Source organism: Salinisphaera sp. G21_0 (assembly GCF_017744115.1).
GTDB lineage: Bacteria > Pseudomonadota > Gammaproteobacteria > Pseudomonadales > Endozoicomonadaceae > Endozoicomonas.
Window position 1 is genome coordinate 25,640 of sequence record NZ_JAGHQW010000019.1, and the last position, 12,128, is coordinate 37,767.

Consider the following 12,128-nt stretch of genomic DNA (forward strand, 5'->3'; position numbering starts at 1 on the left):
CTGTTAAAGACCAGTTCTTTAGCCTATAAATGTTACGTTTGTACAATCAGCCTGCAATATCCGCTACCTTTGTATCTTCACTGAGCTGACTTTTTGATGACGAAGCTTTGCTTTTCCGGCTCTCTTCCAGAACCCAGCTTCTGAAGACTTTCGCCTTGGGATGCAAGTACTGACGGGCAGGAGAAGTAAGATAGAATCCCTCAGAAGCCCTGACTCTTTGCTGCAATGGTGCCACCAGCTCACCACTGGTCAACATTCCTGCGACAAGGGATGTCCGGCCTAGCGCAACACCCTGACCATACTTCGCCATTTCCAGTGCGGTAATCAGGGTATCAAACTGCAGGCTTGGAGAGTTTTCCCGGAATTCACAATCCAGCTGCTTGAACCAATACCCCCAGCCTTCTTCATAGCCAATAACATGCAACAGGGTATGATCTGATAGCTGTTCCGGACACTCGGGCAGTGGCTGACCATTGGCCAGTTCCGGACTGCAAACGGGGAAGAGTTCGTCTTCAGTTAGACAATCAGCCTTCAGATCTGGCCAGTTGCCCCGGCCATAACGTACTTCAAGGTCTGCTTCCCTGTCCTTGTTTTCTGCCCAGATATTACTGGTAAAACGTATGCCAATCTCAGGAAACTCTTCCCTGAAATACTCCATTCTGGGAGCCAGCCAGGTCGTGAAGAACACCAGGTTCACCCTGATAGTCAACAATCTGTCCCTGCCCTGACCAAACAGCTCTTCCGTCGCCACAGAGAGTGAAATGATTGCTTTATGAACAGCAGGAAGATAAGCCATGCCGGCTTCCGTCATTTCCAGCCCACGGGGAAGCCTCTTGAACAGGGCTACTCCAAGCTGAGACTCAAGACTTTTAACCTGTTGGCTGACCGCAGCCTGGGTAAGATTCAATTCATTGGCTGCATGGGTAAAGCTGAGCAGACGGGCAGACGCCTCAAAGGAGCGCAGCCAGTTCAGAGGAGGTAGTCGTTTTTTCATTGTAATAAACACTACATGGCTAGGCCATGCAGTATTAACCCCAGACAATCGAAAGGCTGTTCATTTTTTGTAACAATACGGCAATCAAACTGTTTCCGGGGCTATTATACATATTCTGCCTTCTAAATATAAACTGCGCAGCCATTTTGAACCGCTGGATCTTCGCTGGAATTCCTCCCAATAATCCTGCTATTACTCGTCATTCCGCCTTGCCCAGCGGTCCAAAATGACTTGCTCGATATCATATTTAGAAAGCGGAATTGGTATTACCTGGTCTCCGCTTATTTCATGGTGGGCATGGAAAACTGGACATTTTCCCGGACACCCGCTGAAGGCCAGCGCTGAGTAATGGTCTTGCGGCGTGTATAAAAACGGACTGCATCCGGACCATAAGCATGGAGATCACCAAACAGTGAGCGCTTCCAGCCACCAAAGCTATGATAGGCCACTGGCACTGGCAAAGGCACATTGATGCCAACCATTCCTACCCTGATGTGTGCGGAGAAATAGCGAGCGGCTTCCCCATCCCGGGTAAAGATACAGGTACCATTACCGTATTCATGACGATCAATCAGATCCATGGCTTCCTGCATACTGTTGACTCGGACAACTTGCAGTACGGGTCCAAAAATTTCGTTCTGATAGCTGGTCATTTCTGGCGTTACCCTGTCAATAAGGGTACCGCCGACAAAGTAACCTTCCTGATAACCGGCGACATCGGGTTGGCGACCATCAACCACGATTTCGGCTCCCTGCTCTTCGGCACTGTTAATAAAACCGACCACTTTTTCCTGGTGCTGTCGGGTAATGACCGGTCCAAAATCATTGGAGCTGTCGCTGTAAGCACCCACTTTCAGGGACTGCATGGCTTCTTTCAGCTTGCCTACCAACTGGTCGGCCGCTGCATCGCCCACGGCAACGGCGACAGACAGTGCCATACAGCGCTCGCCAGAGGAACCAAAAGCTGCACCCAGCAGCTGATTAACAGCATTATCCATATCGGCATCAGGCATTACGATTGCGTGGTTCTTGGCACCACCCAATGCCTGGCATCTTTTGCCATTAGCTGTTGCTGTCGTGTAGATATACTCAGCGATGGGGGTAGATCCAACAAAGCTGATAGCCTCCACTCTTTTATCATGGAGTAGAGCATCCACAGCTTCCTTGTCACCATTGACAACATTCATGACACCTGCGGGTAGACCCGCTTCGTGCAGCAGTTGAGCCACGAACAGCGTTGAACTTGGCACACGCTCGGAAGGTTTCAGAACAAAGGTATTGCCGCAGACAATGGCCATCGGGTACATCCAGAGTGGCACCATGACCGGGAAGTTAAAGGGAGTGATCCCGGCAACAACCCCCAGAGACTGGAACTCACTCCAGGAATCAATGCCTGGTCCGGCATTACTACTGTGCTCTCCCTTTAACAGCTCTGGCGCACCGCAGGCATATTCAACGTTTTCAATACCACGCTGCAGCTCCCCCATGGCATCGTGGGAAATCTTGCCATGCTCCTGGCCAATCAATTCACAGATACGTTCGGCATTCTGCTCGAGTAGTTCCTTGAACCGGAACATGATACGAGCACGCTTGATGGAAGGCGTGTTTCTCCAGGCAGGGAAAGCTGCTTCTGCGGCAGCAACAGCTTCCTCTACTGTAGCTTTGGAAGCCAAAGCAACCTGCTTTTCCGCCTGTCCGGTTGCCGGGTTATAAACCGACTGATGGCGTATATCATTATTGACTTCGCTACCATTGATCAGATGGCCAATTGTGTTCATGATTCACTCTATTGTTATCGTTAGATTAGAAATGCTTTTCTTAACTCTTGACTGTCTTGTGTTGGATTAGTCCCAGAGCTGCCGGTAAATGGCTTTAATCTCTTCTGCATCAGGCACCCTGGGATTATTAGCAGGTGACCCGGATGCCAGAGCCTGCGATGCCATGGTGTCCAGCACTTCAAAAAATGCAACTTTATCAATGCCAAATTCCTGTGGACCCGGAACTGAAAGCTCATCATTCAGAGCTTTCAGTTCGGTCAGCAGCTTATGGTTTGCCACTTCATCACTGTCTCCCTGTTCGGCAACACCCATAGCCCGCGCACAGTCAGCATAACGATCAGCCGCAGCGGGAATTGAATACTCAGTGACAGCCGGCAACAGCATGGCATTAGACAAGCCATGGGGAACATGGAAAAAAGCACCAATAGGTCTGCTCATACCATGGACCAGAGCTACCGAGGCATTGGAAAAGGCGACACCCGCGAGGGTTGAGCCCAGCATCATGGCTTCACGGGCTTTTTCATCCTTGCCATTGTGATAGGCAGTACGCAGATTCGGTGCAAGCAGGCGCATGGCTTCCAGAGCCTGGCTGTCACTGTACAAGCTGGCTTTTTTACTGACATATGCCTCCATGGCATGGGTCAGTGCATCAATACCTGTGTCTGCTGTCGTACGGGGAGGCACACTCAATGTCAGGTTATAGTCCACCAGTGCTGCTGACGGCATATAAGCAGCGCCGACACAGAGCATTTTTTCGTCACAGGTTTCATCTGTGATAATGGTGACTCGAGTGGCCTCAGAACCCGTACCGGCAGTAGTGGGTATAGCAATCACCGGCAGTCCGGGCTGATCCATGATCCTTGGGAACTTATAATCCCGCATTTCACCGCCATGGCATGAGAGAATAGCTATTGCTTTTGCACTGTCGATAGGACTGCCTCCACCCAGAGCAACAATACAGTCGTAGCTTCCCTGCCTGGCCATTTTAACACCCGCCTGAATGGAGCCGACGGTGGGTTCCGGAACGGTATCTGCAAAAACACTGGAATCAATGTCGTTTTTTGTCAGGCAGTCCTGCAATGCCCGGACATAACCTAGCTGAACCATCATGGCATCAGTAATAATGAGAGGCTTCGCACAGCTCAGACTAGTCAGAACATCAGAAAGAGCCAGGCTGGCCCCCGCCCCAACCTGCATGATGCGGGGCAAAATCACTCGTGTAGACATAACAAACCTCTTGTAATCTACTGAAATGGCTGTGTACCCCTTGCGCACAGCCAATATCTATCAGGAACGTCCATTTCTTGCTATGGACACCTTGTAACCCTCTTCTCTTGGTAAAGCCTCCTCGCGCAGGGCCTTGATAAGGCCATAAGTGGCAAAAAACAGAATGATCGTGAATGGCAGGGCCGCAACAATAGAAGCTGTTTGCAGAGCCTTAAGACCACCGGCATACAGCAAAACGGCTGCCGAGGCACCAATCACCAGTCCCCAGAACACTCTGTACCGGGCGGGCGGATTATCACTCCCCATGGTCACCAGGGTACAGATCACCAGGGTCGCCGAGTCCCCGGAGGTAACAAAATAAGTCACCAGCAGAATGGTACAGATGCCCGCCATCAGCAAGGACATCAACTCACTCTCAATCAGCAGCTTCACAGTGGTAAACAGAGCTGTAGTGATATCCTTGTTCACGGCCTCTGTAACACCGCCGTCACCGTAAAGTTCCAGATAGAAGGCACTGTTACCAAATATAGTGATCCAGAAAGCTGCCAGTGTCGTAGGTGCAACGAGAACACCAAGGACAAATTCACGAATGGTCCGGCCCTTGGAGATACGGGCAATGAACATGCTGACAAAAGGAGCCCAGGCAATCCACCAGCCCCAATAGAAGATGGTCCACCATCCCTGCCATTGGGCACCTGGCTCTGGATCAACCCATAAACCCAGGGAAACGGCATTCAACAGATAGTCACCGGTATTGGTGAAGAATGCACCCAGCAGATAGGCAGTAGGGCCAAAGATGACGAACAGACCCAGAATGACTATGGTCAGCTGCATATTGAAAACACTAAGGATACGAATGCCTTTGTTCAACCCGGTCAGTACCGAAAGAGTTGCCACAACCGAAATAACTGCGATCAGGATCACTTGATTGGTGGTCGACACTTCTATGCCCAATAAATGGCCCAGCCCGGCATTCATCTGTTGTGCACCCAGACCCAGCGAAGTAGCTATGCCGAATACTGTTCCGAATACTGCCAGCAAGTCAGCTGCATGACCGATAGGACCATAAATCCTGTCTCCGAAGATGGGGTAGAGACTTGAGCGGATAGTGAGGGGAAGCCCTTTGCGATAGGCAAAATAGGCCAGAATCAGACCAGTAACAGAAAACAGCCCCCAACCATGCAAACCCCAGTGAAAAATCGAGATTCTCATGGCAATCTGGGCCGCTTCAACCGTCATGGCCTCGTCTTCGCTGATGAACGGGTTGCTTTGAAAGTGGTAAATCGGTTCGGCAATACTCCAGAATAGGATTCCAATTCCGATGCCAGCACCAAACAACATGGAAAACCAGGCGAAATTACTGAACTCCGGTCTGTCATCATCACTGCCCAGGCGAATATCACCGTAGCGGCTGAACACCAGCCAGACAGAAAAAAACAGGAAAAACGACATTATCCCTATGTAATACCAGCCCAGATCCGAAGCAATAAAGTTTTTTGCCGCTGTATAAATGCCATCGGCGTATTCAGGATCGGCAACGGTAAAAACAATAAATGCCAGAATCAGTAAAGCGGAACCAATGGTCATCACTGGATTGGCTCCCGCAAGCAAGCCAGCATACGGCGTCGTATTATTATTTTTATTATTCATTTTTTACCCTTCTTTTTGAGGTATTGATCCTCAGGGACATCATCAAATGCAATTTGCATATCAGAACACGCCACCATTATCTGTGGCTGGAAAAAAAATGAGAAACAATAAAATAGACACCTGAGACCAAATTATTTTTATAGCAAGCCATTTTCCAGCAATAAAAAAAATCAGGTCTCAGGGGTATTTTTTTTTGCTGGTCGATCGGGCCATCCATTCATAACATTTTCCTTGCATAAACGCGTGCAATGAACGCACCGTATTTTAATAAAGCGCTGCCTCTTTATTAGCAGGATTACCAGATGCACAATAAGAATAAATTGCCATTGAATGGTGTCAGGGTTGTTGATTTTGGCCAGCAGATTGCCGGTCCGGCTGTCGCCATGGTGCTGGCCGATCTGGGCGCAACCGTTGTCCATATTGATCCACCCGAAGGTCCTCAATGGGACCATCCCGCAAATGCCGTTCTAAATAGAAACAAACTCTGCCTGAAACTTGACCTTAAAACTGAGTCCGGCTTGCTTCAGGCGCTGTCATTGATTGAAAAAGCCGATATCGTCATCGAGAGTTTCAGACCCGACGTAATGAAACGTCTGGGCATTGATTTTCAGCAATTGAGAGAATCACGCCCCGACCTTATCTCATTGTCGATTCCCGGCTTTGCCAGTAATGACCAGTTGAGAAGGGAATGGAAAGCTACTGAAGCCGTTGTTGCTGCTACTGCTGGTGCCTTCACGGACATGGGATTCAACCGCATTCTGATGGGTTTGAACCCAAGCTTTTCCCCTCTGCCTCTAGCGTCTTCCTACGCCACAACACTGGCAGCCTGTTCAGTGGTTCTGGCACTCACCGCACGTGAGAAAACCGGTAGAGGTGATCACATTGAAGTTCCTGTCGTTGCCGCAATGATGGAAGGCCTCTCCTATAATTCTTACGTTGTCGAAGGATTGCCAGAGCGCTACAAAACCATGCGTGAGCATGAAATTGAGCATCGCAAGAGCAACAACATTCCCATGGATCTCAGCTATGAAGCGCTTCAGGAGTACCTGGACCCCTTCTACAGAACCTATGAATGCGCCGATGGCCGTATGTTCTACTGCGTATGCCCATCCCACCGTAATCATGCCCGCCGCTGCCTGGAGGCTCTGGGTATTTATGAAGAGCTGCTGGCTGAGGGACTGCCAGACGTTAAAGACCTGCACCTGCCCATCAAGGAGTGGGATGGTGAAACGTCCATAGGCGTCTATCCATTACCAAAGAAATGGGCTGGCATTATTTCAGCCAAAATGAAGAAAGTATTCCTGACCAAAACCTCACAAGAGTGGGGAGAGATTTTCGGTGAAGGACAGATTCCAGGCGCTCCTCACAGAACAACCCGGGAATGGGTGAATGAAGAGCACACCAACCAGTCTGGCCTGATCGTTGAGGTTAATGACCCCGTCTATGGTCTTATGAAACAACCTGGCCCCATTGCCTGGCTGGAAGAGTTTGCCGGGCAAATGGTTACTCCCGCTCCGCGCAGGAATGTCAGCTATGAAGAAGCCCTCTTTGAACTGAATACAGTCACGGATGAAGATGACCAGAACCGGTTTGCCGCTCACAGACAGCGCAAAGCCCCTGCTCACTGGCTGGACGGATTGCGGATTCTTGATCTGACCAATGTTATTGCTGGCCCACACTCTACCGCCTTTATGGCACGCTTTGGTGCCGAAGTGATTAAGCTGGATCCGGTTACCCCTCTTTATGATCCTCTGATTGGTACCCTGTTTACCTTCCAGACCGGCGTTGGTAAACGTAGTGCGCTGGTCAACATCCTGTCTGAAGAAGGACGAGAGGTATTCAACAAATTGGTCAAGTCAGTGGATATAGTGGTTATCAATGCGCCTGAACGCCAGATAAAGCCTCTGGGTCTGGACCACGAATCACTGCAAGCCATTAACCCGGGCGTTCTCTTCTGTCGCTTGGATTGTCTGGGCGGTCCTTTGCCCGGTCCAAAAACCAATTACATTGGTTATGACGACATCATTCAGGCCAATAGTGGCATCATGAGTCGCTTCGGTGGCCCACAGACTCCGGAAGAACACGCCCACCTCGGCACACTGGACGTCAACTGCGGTTTCTCCGGCGGACTGGGTATGGCGGTTGCTCTCTACCACCGGCAGAAAACAGGTCAGCCTACCCGGGCAAGAACGTCATTGTCTGCGGTAACTAACCTGGCACAGATTCCCTTTGCCTTTGACTACCAGGGAAGAGCTCCGTTTAATGAGCCTTCAGGTCGACAGGCTCTGGGTTATAACGCGCTGTCTCACTTCTATGAAACACAGGAAGGATGGATTTATCTGGACAGCAATTACTCCGAGCTGGACAGACTGGCTCAGATAGAAGGTTTCGAAGGTATAGTAACTGCTGACAATCTCTCAGACTATCTGTCAGAAGCCTTTAAAAGGGCTCCAGCCGTTTACTGGAAGTCCGCGTTGGACATGGTAGATGTAGCTTCGGCCATTCCACAGGCTATTGAACATCTCAGGGAGCAATACAGCCGTGTTGCCGATGGTAAAGCAGGTACCGACCTGGGCAGCTTTGCCTTCTCGATCTATCCTGAGCATCCCAGCGGCCACCAGATCACACAAATCGATCATTATTCCATTCGACCCACAGAGTCAGCTATCGTAGCCGCCACGCCTACTGAAGGGTTTGGTCACTCAACCAGGGAAGTGTTAGTTGAAATGGGTTATGACAGTGAGTCTATTGAATCAATGATTGAGCGTGGAATTGCGGGTACTGGCTGGGGCAAGGAGTTCCTTCCCAGCTGATAATCAAGTGGCAGCCATAACCTGCCACCCTCTTCCATAAGCATACTGAATTAAGGAATTGCCCCGGAATAATTTGCACATTTCTGAGTTTCAAAACTACGTTCGTCCTGAGCCTGTCGAAGGGCGTGAACTCCGGCCTCTTGTATTGTGTCAATCACCCTTCGACAAGCCTCAGGATGAACGGAGATCGAGTTCAAAATGTCGAAATTATTTCGGGACAGTTCCTAAGCTTTCGGGGAGCCTGTCATTTAGGCCGCAGCCTTAAGTCATCATTGAAGACTTTTGGCTGCGGCCATTTTTTTTAACCACCAGGGAGGAGCGTTCTTATCTAGTTCTCGTCCAAAAACGCAACCAGTTAAAAATTTTGAAAATTTATCCTGAAAAATAATTGAAGCACCTCTGCTTTTTTACAGCTAGCCCAGTGGTCCAAAATGACTTGCTCGATATCATATTTAGAAGACGGAATTGGTATTACAACCTTGTGATTCTGGTCAGAAATCCGGCTTCAGCCTGAAAACATCCGCTTAACGATCGAAAAACAGTCTTTCCTGTGCGACGGGAGGATGTCTGACGTGCTAATTTTCAGATTTGGATGTCCAGAAAACATCATCCGGAAGCCAAAAGGCTGTGTATATATTAAAGGCCAGCTTTTTAGCCTCTAACTAAATGCTACGTTTGTACAAGCAGCCTAAGCTGGGTGATGCGTTTTTGGACGAGAGCAACTTAATACTTCCGGTTATGTCGGGCAATTTTTAAGCAATTAACAATCTCAAAAAAAAATAAACGACATTGCTATAGTTAGATTTACTGGAATTACGATGGAATTACGGTGTTATTTGGATATCTCCAGTGGTTAGCCTGCGATTTATCGGCAACGACCCACTTGGCGATGGCCAGCGAATCCACTGGCGAGATCAGCATTAATGACCTGTCCATCGGGTTCCGGTACCTAATGCTTGCCATTTGAGAGTAACGAAATGACTGCCTCACTATTGAAAGAAGCGGCAACTGGCATCAAAACCGCCGAAAAAAACGAACTGGCCCAAAAACTGTTGGCTGCCTACAGTGAACAGCAGGCCATTGTGAACCAGATCAAGGCGGCCCAGTGGAATATCAGGGTGCCCGGGCTGCTGAGTTTACCCAACTACTGGTGGCGGCTGCTCCGGAAGTGGCCTGCCAGCCCACCCAATACCAAGTGCAGCAAAACCAGACTGTAAAACCCTTTCCACCATCACACCAGATTGCTGAGCGCATCAGCTTATTTGGTCGTCGGGTGCCCTCGGACTACAACGAGATGTTTGAGTATTCCCGGATTGAAGACCCACAAACTCAGGAGACCTACCAGAACGCTGAAGCGATTGCCAAAGCCTGTGAAATGTTTGCCCAGACTGCCAGGCATACCATCAAACTGGCTCAGCAGGCAGACGATATGGTGACGGCGCAAGTAATGACAGCACAACTGCAGACGGCAGAACAGCTGGCAACGCAGTTGAGACGGTTTGAGTAAAGATGGATAAGACGGATTATACAAATCGGAAATATAATTTCTTTGTTACAGCCTTTGGATTGATGCTATATACTTCATGTATATAGCTTGGAGGGTGGCGACTGATATGGCGCAAGGTACTGTTTTTGAAAATAATCGGACTCAGGCAGTCCGCTTACCGGCGGAGACCCGTTTTCCCGGTGGTGTTAAAAAGGTCAATGTCAGGGTACGGGGGCAGGACAGGATATTATCTCCGGTGGGTCAGACGTGGGATTCCTTTTTTAATATCAACCCTGATGACGGGGTTACCGATGACTTTATGACTGAAAGGGCTTCACAGGAACAACGGGAGCGGGAGTCACTTTGATGCTGAAATACATGCTGGATACTGACATTTGCATTTATGTGATTAAAAACCGTCCGGCTGTTGTTGGCTCTATATTCAACCGGAATGACGGACTGATTGCCATCAGTGCAATCACCTTGTCAGAGTTGAGCCACGGTGTTGAAAAAAGCAGTAACATCAAAAAAAACCGGGATATTGTTGAGGATTTTGTCAGTCGGCTTGAGGTTCTTGATTATTCCCCAAAGGCTTCAGCTCATTACGGTGATATCCGGTCTGACCTTGAGCGTCGCGGGGAGGTGATTGGTGTTAATGACCTGCATATTGCCGCCCATTGTCGAAGTGAGGGTCTGGTACTGGTGACCAATAATACCCGGGAGTTTAAACGGGTGGACGGACTGCGAATTGAGAATTGGGTAGAGGACTCGCTTGCCTGAATCAGAATTCAGGTTTAAATATTGACGATGGTATCTGCTCCCCAGCCAGCTCGGGTGAAGTTCGCAAAGACCTTGTCATGCCCATCCAGTTTCACCGGTAAGCCCGGTTATGAACTTTTCACTGTGAAATTAGTCGAAAAAATGAAATTCACTTCATGTTAAGTGGAGATACGATTTGATTAACACCAGCAGTGGGCCACAGCCCAAATACGTTATCCCTGAATCTGCCGCCCCTACCTCTGAGTCAACGTCTCCAGCTGATAATGCAAACTTTAAGGGGCACCAGCTTCAAGCTACACAGTCAACCCGGCGAGTAGAAGCTGCTCTACAAGGTAAGTGCGCTCTTTGCCTGGAAACTTTCACCAATACTGAAATCAAGCCATTATCCTTGTTGCCATGTTTCCATGTGTACCACTCAGAATGTTATGCTCGAGCATTAAATCAACAGTCCTGTCCTGACTGCAGGGCTCTTGCCAGTCCTTCAAAAATTAAAATTTACCAAAACAGCACATTATTAAGAGAGAATTTGCCACTGGAATGCACTGAAGACCTTTGTCTTGTCGTAGGTGCCAATGCCTCGATCAGCTCCGGCACGCAAGCTCTCTGTCCTTATCCTCTTGCAACTTTCCCATATCAAGAGGCAGAAAACTTTCTGGAAAACAACCATACCCAAATTATTGAATGGCTCCTTGAGTCATTTGCTCAAAAACACTACACAACCGCTAATGTGCGTTATTACGAAAAATATTACGGAACAGAATTCGAACACATTCACCAGAAACCAGCGATTACGCTTTCTGTGCAACACAACCCCAACGAGCCCATGAAAGGATTCTACTATTCGTCTGCAGATATTAATAAAGCAAAAACGGCAGAATCTGCTTTCACAAATCTTGTGGAAGACATTCGAACCGATTTATTAATTCTCAGCCTGAGAAACACACATCCAGCCATTTTTGACCGCAACACAGACTTATACATCTACCGTTATGATTTATGGACACATAACGCTTTTTTTATCAATGACATAAATAACTCCGTCCCTCTTCGCAACATATTCGATCCATCGACTAAATCTTTTAGCTGGGACAGATTGAAACAGGAGCTGGAAAAAAAGGGTTTTGAATATAAGAAATTATTCGAAACAACCCCTTCTGAAAAATTTTTCGAGCGTAATCAATTTTCCCGGATGAGATCCTTTCAGAGCCGGGGAGTTGATTCTGTTGACGGTTTTCGCAGCCGGAGGGGAACCGTAGACGCAGAATGTAGCACGCCCGGCTCTCAATACCCTGCTAGTGAAAGTACGTTGGAAATTCCCTCTGGGGATTTTGATACCGATAGTTTCTTATTCTGATCTGAAGAAGCTTAACCGGGTAACACCCGATCACCTCGAAATAACT

Annotated in this window: 9 protein-coding genes; 5 read left to right on the plus strand and 4 right to left on the minus strand. The window is 48.6% G+C overall.

The annotated features are described in order from the left end of the window. Positions 1-46 precede the first annotated feature (46 nt). The 4 genes from gcvA to J7439_RS10580 all read right to left on the minus strand — a co-directional run bounded on the left by gcvA (position 47) and on the right by J7439_RS10580 (position 5,649). Positions 47-994 (minus strand): transcriptional regulator GcvA, encoded by a 948-nt coding sequence (gene gcvA, locus J7439_RS10565; protein WP_209201779.1) that lies wholly within the window; start codon positions 992-994, stop codon positions 47-49. A 281-nt stretch (positions 995-1,275) separates the two neighbouring features. Beyond that, positions 1,276-2,772 (minus strand): CoA-acylating methylmalonate-semialdehyde dehydrogenase, encoded by a 1,497-nt coding sequence (locus J7439_RS10570; RefSeq protein ID WP_209201780.1) that lies wholly within the window; start codon positions 2,770-2,772, stop codon positions 1,276-1,278. Between the two features lie 66 nt (positions 2,773-2,838). Beyond that, positions 2,839-3,999: an iron-containing alcohol dehydrogenase gene (locus J7439_RS10575; protein WP_209201781.1), complete on the minus strand. Its 1,161-nt coding sequence runs from the start codon at positions 3,997-3,999 to the stop codon at positions 2,839-2,841. Between the two features lie 60 nt (positions 4,000-4,059). Further along, on the minus strand, positions 4,060-5,649 hold the full coding sequence (locus J7439_RS10580; RefSeq protein WP_209201782.1) for a BCCT family transporter: 1,590 nt from the start codon (positions 5,647-5,649) through the stop codon (positions 4,060-4,062). 302 nt (positions 5,650-5,951) lie between these two features. Here J7439_RS10580 and J7439_RS10585 point away from each other — a divergent pair, with 302 nt between their 5' ends. From J7439_RS10585 to J7439_RS10605, 5 genes are all read left to right on the plus strand, one after another. Beyond that, on the plus strand, positions 5,952-8,462 hold the full coding sequence (locus tag J7439_RS10585; protein ID WP_209201783.1) for a CoA transferase: 2,511 nt from the start codon (positions 5,952-5,954) through the stop codon (positions 8,460-8,462). 1,105 nt (positions 8,463-9,567) lie between these two features. After that, positions 9,568-9,969 (plus strand): ferritin family protein, encoded by a 402-nt coding sequence (locus J7439_RS10590; protein ID WP_209201784.1) that lies wholly within the window; start codon positions 9,568-9,570, stop codon positions 9,967-9,969. A 106-nt stretch (positions 9,970-10,075) separates the two neighbouring features. Further along, a complete protein-coding gene (gene vapB / locus J7439_RS10595; protein WP_209201785.1) occupies positions 10,076-10,315 on the plus strand; it encodes a type II toxin-antitoxin system VapB family antitoxin in 240 nt (79 codons plus the stop codon). After that, on the plus strand, positions 10,315-10,728 hold the full coding sequence (vapC, locus tag J7439_RS10600; RefSeq protein ID WP_209201786.1) for a type II toxin-antitoxin system tRNA(fMet)-specific endonuclease VapC: 414 nt from the start codon (positions 10,315-10,317) through the stop codon (positions 10,726-10,728). The genes vapB and vapC overlap by 1 nt, the downstream gene beginning before the upstream one ends. Positions 10,729-10,903: 175 nt before the next feature. Then, on the plus strand, positions 10,904-12,082 hold the full coding sequence (locus tag J7439_RS10605) for an RING finger domain-containing protein (RefSeq protein WP_209201787.1): 1,179 nt from the start codon (positions 10,904-10,906) through the stop codon (positions 12,080-12,082). The last annotated feature ends 46 nt before the right edge of the window (positions 12,083-12,128 follow it).